General features: G+C 71.9%; 11 protein-coding genes, 1 pseudogene and 1 other annotated feature. Of the genes and pseudogenes, 9 read left to right on the top strand and 3 right to left on the bottom strand.

All coding sequences use genetic code 11. The features are described 5' to 3' along the window. Nucleotides 1-10: 10 nt before the first annotated feature. The 7 genes and pseudogenes from urtC to MFF06_RS11565 form a co-directional block, all read left to right on the top strand. On the top strand, nucleotides 11-1,183 hold the full coding sequence (gene urtC / locus MFF06_RS11595) for an urea ABC transporter permease subunit UrtC (RefSeq protein WP_238203919.1): 1,173 nt from the start codon (nucleotides 11-13) through the stop codon (nucleotides 1,181-1,183). A 10-nt stretch (nucleotides 1,184-1,193) separates the two neighbouring features. Further along, nucleotides 1,194-1,979, top strand: a complete 786-nt coding sequence (gene urtD / locus MFF06_RS11590; protein WP_238203917.1) for an urea ABC transporter ATP-binding protein UrtD — start codon at nucleotides 1,194-1,196, stop codon at nucleotides 1,977-1,979. 2 nt (nucleotides 1,980-1,981) lie between these two features. Beyond that, complete coding sequence (urtE, locus tag MFF06_RS11585; RefSeq protein ID WP_238203915.1) at nucleotides 1,982-2,746, top strand: urea ABC transporter ATP-binding subunit UrtE; 765 nt, start codon at nucleotides 1,982-1,984, stop codon at nucleotides 2,744-2,746. Nucleotides 2,747-2,925: 179 nt separating this feature from the next. Continuing rightward, nucleotides 2,926-4,155, top strand: a complete 1,230-nt coding sequence (gene fmdA, locus MFF06_RS11580) for a formamidase (RefSeq protein ID WP_238203914.1) — start codon at nucleotides 2,926-2,928, stop codon at nucleotides 4,153-4,155. Nucleotide 4,156: 1 nt separating this feature from the next. Continuing rightward, nucleotides 4,157-4,474, top strand: a complete 318-nt coding sequence (locus tag MFF06_RS11575) for an FmdB family zinc ribbon protein (protein ID WP_238203913.1) — start codon at nucleotides 4,157-4,159, stop codon at nucleotides 4,472-4,474. 101 nt (nucleotides 4,475-4,575) lie between these two features. Further along, nucleotides 4,576-4,631 (top strand) — a sequence feature (sul1 is cis-regulatory element that is thought to sense ions involved in sulfur or methionine metabolism; They are found in Alphaproteobacteria). A 110-nt stretch (nucleotides 4,632-4,741) separates the two neighbouring features. Then, nucleotides 4,742-6,226 carry a SulP family inorganic anion transporter gene (locus tag MFF06_RS11570; protein WP_238203912.1) on the top strand — a complete coding sequence of 495 codons (1,485 nt, stop codon included), beginning with the start codon at nucleotides 4,742-4,744 and terminating at the stop codon, nucleotides 6,224-6,226. Nucleotides 6,227-6,465: 239 nt separating this feature from the next. Then, a pseudogene (locus MFF06_RS11565) lies at nucleotides 6,466-6,945 on the top strand (sigma factor); the annotation flags it as partial. A gap of 24 nt (nucleotides 6,946-6,969) precedes the next feature. Here the strand turns inward: MFF06_RS11565 and MFF06_RS11560 are convergent. The 3 genes from MFF06_RS11560 to MFF06_RS11550 are packed head-to-tail and all read right to left on the bottom strand — an operon-like array spanning nucleotide 6,970 to nucleotide 10,753. Continuing rightward, nucleotides 6,970-8,391 carry an MATE family efflux transporter gene (locus MFF06_RS11560; protein WP_238203911.1) on the bottom strand — a complete coding sequence of 474 codons (1,422 nt, stop codon included), beginning with the start codon at nucleotides 8,389-8,391 and terminating at the stop codon, nucleotides 6,970-6,972. Between the two features lie 8 nt (nucleotides 8,392-8,399). After that, a complete protein-coding gene (locus MFF06_RS11555) occupies nucleotides 8,400-9,731 on the bottom strand; it encodes a lysine N(6)-hydroxylase/L-ornithine N(5)-oxygenase family protein (RefSeq protein WP_238203910.1) in 1,332 nt (443 codons plus the stop codon). 8 nt (nucleotides 9,732-9,739) lie between these two features. Then, nucleotides 9,740-10,753, bottom strand: a complete 1,014-nt coding sequence (locus MFF06_RS11550) for a GNAT family N-acetyltransferase (RefSeq protein ID WP_238203909.1) — start codon at nucleotides 10,751-10,753, stop codon at nucleotides 9,740-9,742. A 158-nt stretch (nucleotides 10,754-10,911) separates the two neighbouring features. On the opposite strand from MFF06_RS11550, the gene MFF06_RS11545 reads away from it, so the two are divergent. Together MFF06_RS11545 and MFF06_RS11540 are read left to right on the top strand one after the other, a co-directional pair. Continuing rightward, nucleotides 10,912-13,746 (top strand): amino acid adenylation domain-containing protein, encoded by a 2,835-nt coding sequence (locus MFF06_RS11545; protein ID WP_238203908.1) that lies wholly within the window; start codon nucleotides 10,912-10,914, stop codon nucleotides 13,744-13,746. Continuing rightward, nucleotides 13,743-14,534 (top strand): GNAT family N-acetyltransferase, encoded by a 792-nt coding sequence (locus tag MFF06_RS11540; protein WP_238203906.1) that lies wholly within the window; start codon nucleotides 13,743-13,745, stop codon nucleotides 14,532-14,534. The genes MFF06_RS11545 and MFF06_RS11540 overlap by 4 nt, the downstream gene beginning before the upstream one ends. Nucleotides 14,535-14,635 lie beyond the last annotated feature (101 nt).

Here is a 14,635-nt window from a genome sequence, read left to right as displayed (position 1 = left end):
GGAGCCTGCCATGACGAACCCCGTCCAGACCCTCACGCAGTCGGTCACCGTCGACGACAACCCGTTCATGAAGCCGGTGGAGTGGCTGAGCCTGGCCGTGCTGGCCGGGGTGATCCTCGTCGTCCTGCCGCTGACCCTCGACGGCTTCCGCCTCAACCTCGTGGGCAAGTACCTCACCTACGCCTTCGTGGCGCTGGGCCTCGTGATCTGCTGGGGCTACGCCGGCATCCTGTCGCTTGGCCAGGGCGTTTTCTTTGGACTGGGTGGCTATTGCATGGCGATGTACTTGAAGCTGGAGGCTTCGAGCATCGAAAACACCAAGATCCAATCGACGCCCGGCATCCCGGACTTCATGGACTGGAACCAGATCACGGCGCTGCCCTGGTTCTGGCAACCGTTCAAGAGCCTGCCGCTGACGCTGATCCTCGCGGTCGCGGTGCCGGTGCTGTTCGCGATGCTGATCTCCTTCGCGATGTTCAAGCGCCGGGTCGGCGGCACCTACTTCGCCATCATCACCCAGGCCATCGCCGCGATCCTGACGATCCTGATCGTCGGCCAGCAGGGCTATACCGGCGGCATCAACGGCATCACCGACCTGCGCACCCTGCACGGCTGGGACATCCGCACCGACCACGCGAAGGTCATCCTGTACTTCGTCAACGGCGGGCTGCTGCTGGCCTGCATCCTGGCGGCGCAGTACGTGAAGAGGTCGAAGCTCGGCCGCATCCTCGTCGCCATGCGCGACAAGGAGGACCGGGTCCGCTTCTCCGGCTACTCCGTGGCGGGGTTCAAGGTCTTCGCCTTCTGCCTCGCCGCCGGGTTCGCCGCCATCGGCGGAGCGATGTTCACCCTCCAGGTCGGGTTCATGTCGCCGTCCTTCGTGGGCATCGTGCCCTCGATCGAGATGGTGATCTACGCGGCCGTGGGCGGGCGACTGTCCCTGTTCGGCGCGGTCTGGGGAACGCTGCTGGTCAACTGGGCCAAAACCACCTTCTCCGAGAGCTTTCCGGACCTCTGGCTGTTCGGCCTCGGCGCCCTGTTCATCGCCGTGGTTCTCGCCTTCCCGAACGGCCTCGCCGGGATCTGGCGCGAGCACATCGAGCCGCGCCTCACCCGCCGGGTGAAGGGCCTGCGCGCCCCGTCGCCCGCCATCGTCCCGCCGCACGGCGCCCCAGCCGAGTGAGGATGACCCGATGAACGCCGCGATCCTCTCCACCCCCGCCATCGGCGCCGAGGCGGCGCCCGCCGACTACCTCCTGGCGGTCGAGGCGCTGACCGTGTCCTTCGACGGGTTCAAGGCGGTGAACGACGTGTCGTTCTACGTCGATCCCGACGAGATCCGGGTGATCATCGGCCCGAACGGCGCCGGCAAGACCACGGTGCTCGACCTGATCTGCGGACGCACCAGGGCCAGCGCCGGCTCGATCCGGTACAAGGGCCAGGAGCTGACCAAGCTCTCCGAGAGCGCCATCGTCCAGGCGGGCGTCGGCCGCAAGTTCCAGACGCCCTCGATCTACGACGACCTGACGGTGTTCGAGAACCTGGAGATCTCGTTCCCCCGGGGGCGCTCGGTCTTCGGCGCCCTGACCTTCAAGCGCGACGGCGAGGTCCGCGACCGCATCCACGCCATCGCCGAGACGATCTTCCTCAAGGACCAGCTCAAGGAGCGGGCCGAGTTCCTGAGCCACGGCCAGAAGCAGTGGCTGGAGATCGGCATGCTGCTGATCCAGGACCCGGAACTCCTGATGCTCGACGAGCCGGTGGCCGGGATGAGCGTCGGTGAGCGGATCAAGACCGCCGAACTGCTCAACCAGATCATCAAGGGCCGCTCGGTGCTGGTGATCGAGCACGACATGAAGTTCGTCGAGGACATCGCCCACCGGGTGACCGTCCTGCACCAGGGCAAGGTGCTCTCCGAGGGCTCGATGGACCGGGTCAAGAACGACCCGAAGGTCATCGAAGTGTATTTGGGACATTGACGATGGGCTCGCTCCAGACCGCGCATCCCCCTGAAATCCAGGCGCCGCCCCTCGCCGTTGCGCCGTCCGCCACGCCGGCGCTGGCCGTCGACGACCTGCACGCCGCCTACGGCCAGAGCGAGGTGCTGCACGGCCTCACCTTCTCGGTGGCACCGGGCGAGATCGTCGCCGTGATGGGCCGCAACGGCATGGGCAAGACCACGCTGATGAAGACCCTGATGGGTCTCGTGCCGGTGAAGGCGGGCGCTATCCGCGTCGGGGGGGAGGACGTCTCGGGCCTCAAGAGCCACAGGCGGGTCGCCAAGGGTCTCGCCTACGTACCGCAGGGCCGGATGATCTTCTCCACCATGACGGTTCAGGAGAACATCGAGACCGGCCTCACGGTGACGGGCGCCCGCGCGGTGCCGCCCGACCTCTACGCCATGTTCCCGGTCCTCCTGGAGATGAAGGGCCGCCGCGGGGGCAACCTCTCGGGCGGGCAGCAGCAGCAACTCGCCATCGCCCGGGCGCTGGCGAGCGGGCCGAAGGTGCTGCTGCTCGATGAGCCCACCGAGGGCATCCAGCCCTCGATCATCCGCGAGATGGGCCGGACCCTCAAGACGATCCGCGACGAGCGCGGGCTGTCCATCATCGTGTCCGAGCAGGTGCTGAGCTTCGCCCTCGACGTCGCGGACCGGGTGATCGTGCTGGAGAACGGCGCCATCGTCCACGAGGCCCCCCGCGACGGGATCGACGAGGCGGCGGTAGCCCGGTTCCTGTCGGTGTAGGGGCGCTTTTCCCCACCCCCCGTGCGGGGAGGGGTCAGGGGTGGTGGTGCAGGATCGAGCGTGACGGTGCCTTCCGCACCATCCCGACCTCCAACTCATCCCCGCAAGGGGGAGGAGTGCGCGTCGCGGAACGCGCGAACGCGGGACCGACTGGCCGTCTTTCAGAGGAGTCGCACACAATGCCCGAGACGCTGATCAAGGTCGATCTCACCCAGTCGGCCTACGACAACGACATGGTCCACAACCGCTGGCACCCGGATATCCCGATGGTGGCCACCGTGAAGCCCGGCTCGGACTTCATCGTCGAGACCTACGACTGGACCGGCGGCTTCATCAAGAACGACGATTCCGCCGACGACGTGCGCGACATCGACCTGTCGATCGTGCACTTCCTCTCGGGGCCCATCGGCGTCGAGGGTGCGGAGCCCGGCGACCTGCTGGTGGTCGATCTCCTGGATATCGGCGCCAAGCCCGAGAGCCAGTGGGGCTTCAACGGGTTCTTCTCCAAGAAGAACGGCGGAGGCTTCCTCACGGAGCACTTCCCGCAGGCGCAGAAGTCGATCTGGGACTTCGAGGGAATGTTCACCAAGTCGCGCCACGTCCCCGGCGTGCGCTTCCCCGGCCTGATCCATCCCGGCCTGATCGGCTGCCTGCCCGATCCCAAGCTGCTCTCCACCTGGAACGAGCGCGAAATCGCCTTCGTCAACACCGATCCCGACCGGGTGCCGGCGCTGGGCACGGTGCCCTTCGGCCCCACCGCCCATATGGGCCGCCTCAAGGGTGAGGCGCGGGACAAGGCGGCGGGCGAGGGTGCCCGCACGGTGCCGCCCCGCGAGCACGGCGGCAATTGCGACATCAAGGATCTCTCGCGCGGCTCGAAGATCTACTTCCCCGTCTACGTGCCCGGCGCCGGCCTCTCCATGGGCGACCTGCATTTCAGCCAGGGCGACGGCGAGATCACCTTCTGCGGCGCCATCGAGATGGCGGGCTGGGTGCATCTCAAGGTCGATCTCATCAAGGGCGGCATGGCCAAGTACGGGATCAAGAACCCGGTCTTCAAGCCGTCGCCCATCACCCCGCGCTACGACGACTACCTGATCTTCGAGGGCATCTCCGTCGATGAATGGGGCAAGCAGCACTATCTGGATGTGCATGTGGCCTATCGCCAAGCCTGCCTCAACGCCATCGAATACCTGAAGAAGTTCGGCTACTCGGGCGCGCAGGCCTATTCGATCCTCGGCACCGCGCCGGTGCAGGGGCACATCTCGGGGGTGGTCGACATCCCCAATGCCTGCGCCACCCTGTGGATCCCGACGAAGATCTTCGACTTCGACATCAACCCGAGCGCCGCCGGGCCGACGCAGTTCCTCGACGGCTCGATCCAGATGCCGCTCTCGCCGGACCTCTGACATGCCGGTCTACGACTACGCCTGCGCGGCCTGCGGGCCCTTCACCGTGATGCGGCCGATGGCGGAATTCCGCGAGCCGCATGATTGCCCCGATTGCGGGACGACGAGCCCGCGCGCCTTCCTCACCGCCCCGCGCCTCGCCGGGATGGATGCGGGGGTGCGCGCGGCCCACGCCACCAACGAGCGCAGCCGTCACGCGCCGCGCCGGTCCGGCGGTCACGGGGCGGGCTGCGGCTGCTGCTCGCCGAAGAAGACGGACGCGGCGCCCGCAGCGGCGAAGAGCTTCCCGCGCGCCCGGCCCTGGATGATCAGCCACTGAGAGGCGGCCCCTCCCCCCTCCGGCGGGGGAGGGGCCGCTTTCCGCCGCGTCCGTGGCGTCGTTGCAATGCAACGCGCCGATGCGCTATGACCGTCGCACAACCTGGACCCGGTGAAATTCCGGGTGGCTCTTCCGGCCGCCGATCCGCCGGACAACGCAAATCGTGGCACCCGTGTCTCATCCCCGCCGAGGGGACGACGGGTCCTGTTGCGCGCCTCATGCGCCCGAACCGACCGCGCGTGGGACAAGGAAAGTCTTCGTATCATCATGGATCTCGTCCGACTCCGGAGCGAGTGGGCTCCCGACATCACGCGTGAGGTGCTGGCCGGAACGGTCGTCGCCCTCGCTCTCATCCCCGAAGCCATCGCCTTCTCGCTGATCGCGGGCGTCGAGCCGAAGGTCGGGCTCTATGCCTCCTTCTGCATCGCCGTCGTCACCGCCTTCGCCGGGGGACGCCCGGCCATGATCTCCGCCGCCACCGGCGCCACGGCCCTGCTGATGGTCGGGCTCGTGAAGGAGCATGGCCTGCCCTACCTCTTCGCCGCCACCATCCTCACGGGGCTTCTGCAGATCGTCGCGAGCGTCCTGCGGCTCGGCGACCTCATGCGCTTCGTCTCCCGTTCCGTCGTCACGGGCTTCGTCAACGCCCTGGCGATCCTGATCTTCCTGGCGCAGATGCCGGAGCTGGTCGGGCGGGGGACCACCGTCTACGCGATGACGGCGGCGGGCCTCGCGATCATCTACGGACTGCCGTACCTCACCAAGGCGGTGCCCTCGCCGCTGGTGACGATCGTGCTGCTCACCGCCGTGTCGATGGCGCTCGGCCTCGACATCCACACGGTGGGTGACATGGGCGCGCTGCCGACCGACCTGCCCTGGCTGGCCCTGCCGCAGGTGCCGCCGACCGTCGAGACCCTGCGGATCATCCTGCCGACCTCCCTCACCATCGCCATGGTCGGGCTTCTGGAGAGCCTGATGACGGCGGCGATCGTCGACGAGATGACCGATACGGGCTCGGACAAGAACCGCGAATGCGCCGGGCAGGGCGTCGCCAACATCGCCTCAGGCTTCCTCGGCGGCATGGCGGGCTGCGCGATGATCGGCCAATCGGTCATCAACGTGTCCTCCGGCGGGCGCGGGCGGCTCTCCACCCTCTGGGCCGGGGCCTTCCTGCTGTTCCTGATCGTGGTGCTGGGCCCCTACGTGGCGCGCATCCCCATGGCCGCCCTGGTGGCGGTGATGATCATGGTGTCGATCAACACCTTCCAGTGGCGCTCGATCCGCACCCTCGTCACGCATCCGCGCTCGTCGAGCGTCGTCATGCTCGGCACCGTCATCGTCGTCGTGGCGACCCACGATCTCGCCAAGGGCGTGCTCTTCGGGGTCGTCCTCAGCGGCCTGTTCTTCGCGCACAAGGTCACGCGCTTCTTCGGCGTCACCTCCACCCGGGACGAGGCGCGGGCGGAGCGCCGCTACCTCGTGAACGGGCAGATCTTCTTCGCCACGGCGGAGGCGTTCCACGCGGCCTTCGACTTCCGCGAGGAGGGGCTGAAGGGCGTCGTCATCGACCTCCACGCGGCGCATTTCTGGGACCTGACCAGCGTGAACGCCCTCGATCGGGTGGTGCTCAAGTTCCGGCGCCACGGCCTGCCGGTGGAGATCGTCGGGATGAACGCGGCCACGGCCACCATGGTCGAGCGGCTCGGCACCCACGACAAGCCGGGTACCGCCCTCACCGCGCCGGGTCATTGAGGCCGGCCCGCCACGCTCAACGCGCTCCGGGCCGGATGGTCCGGGGCGGGAGCCGGGGGATCGGGGCGGTGCGGCGAAGTCTCCTGCCGTTCACGGCGGCCACAGTTCAAAATATCATCTTGGAATAATTTGAAAAGTCGCTGTTTTTAATGAATACAATTCATAAACATAGGCGTTGAGGCAGAAAACAGCGCCATGTTAGCTGCGATGACGGTTCCGTCACTGCAAGCATCGATTCCATGTCCCATCGTCACGCGGCCGGCACCTGGGCTGGCACGGGCGCTCCCATGCCCTTCGAGAGGGCGCCCTGGACCGTCGCGTCCTGGAACATCCCGGCCCTCGAACGGATGCGCGCCGCCTACCTGTCCAAGGCGCGGCGCATCCTCGGATGCCCGGCGCTGGCCGAGGACGTGGTGCAGGACGTGATGCTGCGCCTCCTTGCCGATCCGCCGCAGGCCGAGGGGCCGGTCCAGGCCGCCTATGTCGGGCGGATGGTGCGCAACCTCGCCGTGGACCGGGCGCGGCGGCGGCGCTTCGAGGGACGGCTGTTCACCGGCCTCGACCTCGCTCCCGATCCGGCGGATGCGGCATCGGGCACGCCGGAGGCGGCCGCGACCTCGCGGGACGCCCTCCGCCGTATCGATGCGGCGGTGGCGGAATTGCCGGAGCCGGTGCGCACCGCCTTCCGGCTCCACCGGGTCGAGGGCGTCCCGCAGAGCGAGGTCGCCAAGCGTCTCGGCGTCTCACGCGCTCTGGTGTGCGGCCTCGTGCGCCGGGGGCACCTCCACTGCCTCGCGGCCCTGGACCGGCGCTGCGCCGGCTGTCCGGCGCGCGTCCGCCGCCCAGGCGAGCATCAGGCCGAGGCCGAGGCCGTCGGCGAGGAATTCCGCCACAACCCGGCTCAGGAGCACGCCCTCCAGGCCGAGGAGCGGCGGCAGCAGCAGCAGCGGCGGGATCAACGCGAGCCCCTGCGCCGCCAGGGAGACGGCCGCCGCCCGGCGCGGCGCGCCGATCGCCTGGAACAGGGTCGCGGCGGCGAGCTGTAGGCCCACCGGCAGGAAGGCGAGGGCGAAGACCGCCAGTGCGCGGGCGCCCTCCCACGCCGTTTCGGGATCCTGCGCGAACAGGCCCGCCAGGGGCGCGGCGAAGGCGATCATCAGGCCGCCGACCGCCATCCCGTAGGCCAGGGACGCGGCGACGGTGAAGACGAGGGCGGCGGAGAGCCGGTCCCGGCGGCCGGAGCCCGCCGCGTGGCCGATCACCGCCTGCGCTCCGGCGACGAGGCCGAGGAGCGGCAGGGCCGCCACCAGGGTCAGGCGCAGGGCGATGCCCTGGGCAGCCACGGCCGCCGCCCCGTACGGCGCGGCGGCTTCCACGAACAGCGCCATGGCGAAGGCGGCGAGCAGGCTGGAGCCGGTGACCGGCACGGCGAGCCGCAGGGCCTCGCCGACGAGGCCGGGCTCGCGGCGGCCGGCGGGCCGGAGGCGAAGCCGCGCGGGGCCACGCGCCTTCGCGAAGTGCCAAAGATAGGCTCCCGCCCCGGCGACCTGCGCGCCGATCGCCGCCCAGCCCGCCCCCGCCGTGCCGAGGCCGCAGAGCCGGATCAGCACCCAATCGAGCACGATGTTGAGGCCGAACCCCGCCACCATGATCGCCCCGCTGAGGCGGGCATGGCCCTGCGCCCGCACCACGAAGCCGCCGACGATCATCACCAGCATCAGGGCGGTGCCGATGGTCGCGAGCGCCGTGTAGGGCGCCGCCGCCGCCGCCAGGTCGGCATCCGCCCCGAGGAGCCGCAGCCAGGCGGGGGTATCGAACAGGATCGCGGCGGTCACCACGCCCCCCGCCGGGAGGGCGAGGCGGAAGCCCAGGGCTGCCGCCGCGCCCGCCCGTGCGGGGTTCCCCGCGCCGAGCGCCCGCGACACCTGCGAGGCCGCCGCGACACCGGCTCCGTAGCCGAGCGCCGCCACGAGGAGGGTCACGGGATAGGCGATGGCGATGGTCGCGATCGCCGTGGCGCCGAGGTCGGCCACGAACCACGCGTTGACGAGCATCTGCAGGGCATGGGCCGAGATGCCGAGGATCGCCGGGCCGGACAGGCGCAGGATTAGCCCGGCCACCCCGTCCTCCCCGAGGTCCACCGGGCGGCTCGTGCGAGGCATCATCGGGTGTCTCACTGGTGCATCGCGGCCGGGCGGATCGCGGAGCGCGCCGCCCGTTCCTCGGCGAGGATCGTGCGGGCGATGGCGCCCGCCCGCACCGGCAGGATCGAGAGAAGCGTCTCGGTCAGCCCGTGGGTCGGCTCGCTGAAGCCCTGCAGGTGCAGGCTCACCCGGGCCTCGGCGGGGTCCAGCGGCAGGCGGTAGTGGCGGTCGGCCACCTCGCCCGCCAGGAACGGCCGGACGGGATCGAGGATCGCCGGCACGGTGGCGCGTGCGTAGCCGGTGGCGCAGATCACCGCCGCGTAGACCTGCCGATCCTGGCTGCCCGCCACGGCGTCGTGGAGGGTCGCGTCGAGGCCGTCCGGCGTTGCGGTCAGCGCCGTGACGCGGGTGTTGCGCCGGAGCCGGTAGCGGGTCTCGCCGCGGACCTCCTGGTCGTAGAGGGTGGCGTAGAAGGACTGGATCAGGTCCGCATCGACCACCGCGTAGTTGGTCGCCCGGTGCGCGGCGATCAGGTCCGCCCGCACGGGTTCCGGCGCGCCGTGGACGAGATCGACGGCGGCGGGGTCGAAGATCTCGTTGACGAAGGGGCTGTCGTCGGCGGGCTTCAGGGCCGGCGCGCGGATGGCGAGGTCGATCCGCGCCCGCGGATAGCGCTGGCCGAGGTCCGTGACGATCTCCACGGCGCTCTGGCCGCCGCCCACCACGAGGAGGCGGGGCTCCGGCCCGTCGAGGCGCGGGGCGCCCAGTGCCTTCGCGATGCCGGGGAGGTAGGCGGAGGAGTGGATCAGCCGCGGGTCGCCCCGCAGGGCCGCGAAGGGCTCGGGGATCGCAGGATCTCCCCCGGCCGCGACGACGAGGTGGCGGCAGCGCCGCAGGCGGGGCGCTCCGGCCCCGTCCCGCGCCTCGACCACGAAGGCGGCGAGCCGCCCATCGCGGAGTTCCGGGTGCACGGCCACGACGGTCTCGCCATAGGCCACCACGTCGGAAAAATGCTCCGCCGCCCAGGAGAGATAGTCGTTGTACTCGATCCGCGAGGGGTTGAACGTCTTGAGGTTGAGGAAGGTGGTGAGCCGCCCCTTCGTGTGCAGGTAGTTCAGGAAGCTGAATGGGCTCGTGGGGTCGCGCAGGGAGACGAGGTCCTTCACGAAGCTGATCTGCATGTCGGCGCCGGGCAGCATCATCGCCCGGTGCCAGCCGAACCGCTCCTGGCGCTCGATGAAGCGGAAGGACGGGCGCGGCGGCCCGGCCGCCACGGCGTCGCGCAGGGCGATGGCGAGGGAGAGGTTGGCCGGGCCGAAGCCGAGGCCGAGGATGTCGTCGGTGGCGGGTTGATCGGGCATGATCGGTCTCACGCGCAAGGCCCCTGGGGCGGGACGGCGGCGGGGCGCGGGGTCGCGTCGGCGGCGGCGGCGCCCGGCACCCAGAGCCGGTCGCGCACGAAGTGCTCCCGCGAGAGGCTGACGAGGGCCGCGCGCTTGTGCGGGAAATCGACGGTCGCCACCGTGCCGAAGCCGGAGGCGTGCAGGTTGCGGATCTGCTGCGCGTGGTCGGCGCGGGGCTCGCCGACGATGCGCCGCGTGCGCGGCTCGTCGAGGAACAGGTAGTGCATCAGCGAGGGCAGCCACGCCGAGAGGATGGCGCGGCCGCGATACTCCGCCTCGCCGATGGCGACGTGCCAGCCCCGGTCGTAGGGCCCGGCCTCGTAGAGCGGCCCGAGGCGGCTCTCCCGCGCCCAGTACAGCTCGATGTAGCCGAAGGGCTTTCCGTCGAGGCAGGCGAGGAGCGGCAGGGTCGCGGGGTCGGCCCGGAGCCGGGCGAGGTAGGCCTCGTGCGCGGCGAGGCTGCCGGTCTCCTGCCAGATCTCCGCGACGCGGGGGTCGTTCATCCAGGCGGAGAACAGGGCCGCGTCGCCCGGCTCGGACATCGTGCGGAAGCTGAGGCGCTGGCCGAGCCAGGGGATGGCGCGGGCGTAGACAGTGCCCTCCGGCGTTTCGGGACGCAGGGGATGGCGGCGGCCGTCCGTGGCGGTGAACACCTCCGGGAAGGGCGGCCGGGGGGAGGGCAGCCAGCGGGAGGCGCATTGCCAGAGGAGGCCGGGCAGGATCTCGATCCCGTCTGCGCTCCGGCGGGCCGCGCCGAGGGCCACGAGCCGGTCGGCGGTGGCGGGATCGGCCTCGGCCACGATCCGGTGGGCGCGGGTGTCGGCGGCGGTCAGCGCCTCGGCGCGGGCCAGGATTGCCTCCGCCCCCGCCTCGGGGGAGGGCGCCCGGTGCAGGCGCAGCACCGGCACGTCGCGGGTGCCGGCGAGGTCGAGCCCGATCGAATCGTCGCCTCGCGTTCCGGTAGTCGCCACGTCGTTCATCCGTCCCCTCGCATCGCGTCATCTCCCTGACGGATGAGCCCGGCGGCCGTTCAGGGAATTCTTTTTGCGGTCTTCCGCCGTGAACGGCCCCGTGCGCCGTTCGTCAGATCTCTCGAGGGACCCCCGGCGATGCCGTCCGGGGGCGCGGGAGCGGATGCATGAGCGGACAGGCCGGGGACGCATCGGGCGAGGACTGGACCTCGGACGCCCTCGTGGTCGCGGTCGATCGGACGGGCCACGCGGCCTTCTGGCCCGCCCGGCGCGCCCTGCCCACGGGCTGGCGCCGCGTTCACGGCCCCTGCGCCCTCACGGAGGCCCGCGGCTGGATCGGCGATCCGGCGAACGCCCCCGAACCCGTCCCCGGCGCTCTCCCGCCGGACGCGGACGGGGACAGTGTGCCGGAGCGCCTCGCCCGCCTCGCCGCCGCCGATCCGGGGCATCCCGCCGTGGTGTTCGGCGGGCGGACGTTGAGCCGGGGCGACCTCGACGCCTGGGCGGCCTCCCTCGCCGCCGGCCTCGCGGCGCGGGGGATCGGCCGGGGGCACCTCGTCGCGGTGGCGTTGGATCGCTCGCCGGAGTTGATTGCCGCGTTGCTCGGCGTGCTCCGGGCCGGGGCGGCCTTCCTGCCCCTCGACCCCGCCTACCCGGTCGCCCGCGTGCGGACGATGCTGGAGGATGCGGGCGTCGCGGAGTGCATCGCCACGCCGGAGATCGCCGCTCGCCTCGACCTGCCGCCCCGCATCGCGCGGCTCGATCCGGCCGTCCTGACCGGGACGGCCCCCTCGGCGCCTTCCATGCCCGCGCCGGGGGATCCCGCCTACCTCATCTTCACCTCGGGCTCGTCGGGGCGGCCGAAGGGCGTGCTGGTCGAGCACGGGCCGCTCGCCATGCATTGCCGCACCACCGCCGAGGCGTACGAGATGGGCGAGGGCTCGCGCGAATTGCACAGCCTGTCCTTCGCCTTCGACGGGGCGCACGAGCGTTGGATGACACCCCTCGTCGCGGGGGGCTGCGTCGTGCTGCGCGGGCCGGACCTCTGGACCGCCGCCGAGACCCTGGCGCAGATCCGCCGCCACCGGGTGACCCATGCGGGCTTCCCCACGAGCTTCATCGGCCAGGTGGCGGACTGGGCCGAGCGCCTGGGCGAGGCGCCCCCCGTCGAGGTCTACTCCTTTGGCGGCGAGGCCATGCCCCGCGAGACCTTCGCCCGCCTCGGCCGGGCCTTGAAGCCCCGGCTTCTCATCAACGGCTACGGGCCGACGGAGTGCGTGATCTCGCCCCTCATATGGAAGGTGCCGCCGGGCGCGGCCTTCGAGGAGCCCTACGCGCCGATCGGCGGCCCGGTCGGCGCGCGGGCCGTCTACGTGCTGGGGCCGGACCTGGAGCCCGTGCCGGAGGGGGAAACCGGCGAACTCTACATCGGCGGCGGGCTCGCCCGCGGCTACTGGGGACGCCCCGACCTGACGGCGGAGCGCTTCCTGCCCGATCCCTTCGCGCCCGGCGGCGGCCGGATGTACCGCACCGGCGACCGCGTCCGGCGCCGCGCCGACGGCAGCCTCGCCTTCGCGGGCCGGGCGGACGATCAGGTGAAGATCCGTGGGCACCGGATCGAGATCGGCGAGGTCGAGGCGGCCCTCCGGTCCCTGCCCGGCGTCCGGGAGGCCGCGATCCTGCGGCGGGAGGGCCCGGCCGGGGCCGCCCTCGCGGGCTACGTCGTGCCGGAGCCGGGGCGGCGCCTCGAACCGGGCCGCCTGCGCGCGGCCCTCGGCCGTCTCCTGCCCGAGCCCATGGTGCCCGCCTCCCTCACGCTCCTCGACCGTCTGCCCGTCACCGCCAACGGCAAGCTCGACCGGGCGGCGCTGCCCGACCCCGCCGCGGACGACCGGCGAGGCCGCCCGCCCGGCAGCGCCACGGAGCGGCGCCTCGCGGGCATCTGGTCCGAAGTGCTGGGCTATCCCGTCCGGGTGGCGGACCGGCGGTTCGTCGAACTCGGCGGCGACTCGCTCTCGGCCCTGCGCCTCGTGGCGCGCCTGCGCCTCATCGCGCCGCGGGGCGGGATCGGCGTCGCCGACCTGCTGCGCAACCCGACCATCGCCGAACTCGCCGCCCGGATCGAGGCCGGGACGCCCCAGGCCGAGGACGGCCTCGCCCCGACGGTGCGGCTCTCGGGGGGGCGGGGGGGAAGCGGGCGCCCGCTCCTCGTGCTGTTCCCGGGACTCCTCGTGAGCACCCGCGAGTACGAGCCCCTGGTCCAGCATCTGGGGCCGGAGCAGGAGGCGCACGGCTTCCTCTGCGCCTCCCTGGTGGAGGAGGTACGGCCCCTGCCGCCGGTGGCCGAGCTGGCCGCCGCCTATGCCGACACGGTGCGCGGGCTGATGCGTGGCCGGGCCGGCTCCTGCCTGTTCCTCGGCTGGTCCTGGGGCGGCGTCCTCGCCTACGAGACCGCCCGGCGGCTCGGTCCCGGCTTCCCGCTGGAGGCGGTGGGGATGCTCGATGCCTGCGGGCTGGAGCCGCCCTTCGCCCCCGGCGCCGCCCACCCCCTCGCGCCGGAGGAGCGGGCGGCGCACGCGGCCATGCTCGCCGCGTGGCTCGCCCGCTCGCCGATGCGTGCCCATTGGGAGGCCCTGCGCGCCCGCATGGACGAGGAGACCGAGGGGCAGTTCCTGCGCTTCCTGGCCGCCGAGCCGCAACCCCTGCCCACGGACGGCCCGGAGGTCGGGAGCCGGGAGCGCATCCTCTGGACGCTGGTCGATCACGCGCTCCAGTTCCGGGCACTGCGCCTGACGTCGAGCGACGTCCCCATCCGCAGCTTCGTCGCGCAGGACTCGCAGGCCCGGTCCCTGCCGGTGATTGACTGGGCGCCGCTGACCAGCCGTCTCCTCTCCGTCGAGACGGTGCCGGAGACCGACCATCTCGACATCGTGCTCTCCCCGCACCTGCACGGGCGGATCGCGGATCTCGTCGCGCGGGAGCCGACGTGGAGCGCCGCGTGACGCGGTGGCCGGACGGCGAGCCCGGCTTCGAGGCCCTGCGGCAGGCGCATGTCGAGGCGCTGACGGGCTCCCTGATCGACGGGGTCGAGCACGGTCCCGGCGGATCGGGCTACGTCTGGTCCCGTGGCATCCCCGACCCGACCCTGAACTTCGCCCACGGCGTCCGTCACGCCGAGCCGTTCGCCTGGGCGGGGGCGGCGGCCCTCGGGCGCGGACGGGCTCCGGCCTTCCTGGCGCAGGACGCGGCGGAGGAGGGCGCCCTGCGCCGGTTGTTCGAGCCCGCCGCCGCCTTCGCCGCGAGCTGGATGGTGGCAGGGCCGCATCCCGCCCAGGCTTGCCTGCCTCGGGGCGTCAGGGTGACTGTGGGCGCGGCTCCCGCGCCGGGCGCGGACTTCGCGGAGGTTTTCGCCGGGACCTCGGACGACCCCGCCGTGCGGCGGCACCTGCACCGGACCTATCTCCCGGCCCTCCGCGTGGCGCGGGGACGCCCCGGCCTCGTCCCGCTCCATCTGGTGCTGCACGACGCGCGGGGACCGGCGGCCTGCGCGAGCCTCTATTGCCGGGGCGCGTGGGCCGGGCTCTACAATGTCGGCACACGGTGCGACCGGCAGGGGCGGGGGCTCGGCAGCGCCCTCGTCGCGGCTGCGCTCCGCGAGGCGCGGGCGCGGGGGGCGGCGCTGGTCTTCCTGCAATGCCCCGCCGGAGGGGCGGTGGAGGCGTTCTACGGGAAGGCCGGATTCCGCACGCTCTACCAGCCGGTCCTGCTCTGCACGGAATCGCCGGTCTGAGCATTCGCGCCGCCGCCGTCATTGCGCGCGGAGCGAAGCGATCCAGGGATGCGCGAGGTCTGAAACGGGCCGCCGCCCCTGATTGCGTCGCACGCGCTCGC

Origin of the sequence: Methylobacterium aerolatum (genome assembly GCF_022179085.1) — a bacterium.
In the GTDB taxonomy this organism is placed as follows: domain Bacteria; phylum Pseudomonadota; class Alphaproteobacteria; order Rhizobiales; family Beijerinckiaceae; genus Methylobacterium; species Methylobacterium aerolatum.
Note: the sequence above shows the minus strand (reverse complement) of the source record. Positions and strands in the feature narration are given on the sequence as shown.

Excerpts from the sequence above, each read along its gene's own strand:
- urtC (WP_238203919.1), top strand. The coding sequence starts at position 11 with ATGACGAACCCCGTCCAGACCCTCACGCAGTCGGTCACCGTCGACGAC.
- MFF06_RS11575 (WP_238203913.1), top strand. The coding sequence starts at position 4,157 with ATGCCGGTCTACGACTACGCCTGCGCGGCCTGCGGGCCCTTCACCGTG.
- MFF06_RS11570 (WP_238203912.1), top strand. The coding sequence starts at position 4,742 with ATGGATCTCGTCCGACTCCGGAGCGAGTGGGCTCCCGACATCACGCGT.
- urtD (WP_238203917.1), top strand. The coding sequence starts at position 1,194 with ATGAACGCCGCGATCCTCTCCACCCCCGCCATCGGCGCCGAGGCGGCG.
- urtE (WP_238203915.1), top strand. The coding sequence starts at position 1,982 with ATGGGCTCGCTCCAGACCGCGCATCCCCCTGAAATCCAGGCGCCGCCC.
- fmdA (WP_238203914.1), top strand. The coding sequence starts at position 2,926 with ATGCCCGAGACGCTGATCAAGGTCGATCTCACCCAGTCGGCCTACGAC.
- MFF06_RS11550 (WP_238203909.1), bottom strand. The coding sequence starts at position 10,753 with ATGAACGACGTGGCGACTACCGGAACGCGAGGCGACGATTCGATCGGG.
- MFF06_RS11560 (WP_238203911.1), bottom strand. The coding sequence starts at position 8,391 with ATGATGCCTCGCACGAGCCGCCCGGTGGACCTCGGGGAGGACGGGGTG.
- MFF06_RS11555 (WP_238203910.1), bottom strand. The coding sequence starts at position 9,731 with ATGCCCGATCAACCCGCCACCGACGACATCCTCGGCCTCGGCTTCGGC.
- MFF06_RS11545 (WP_238203908.1), top strand. The coding sequence starts at position 10,912 with ATGAGCGGACAGGCCGGGGACGCATCGGGCGAGGACTGGACCTCGGAC.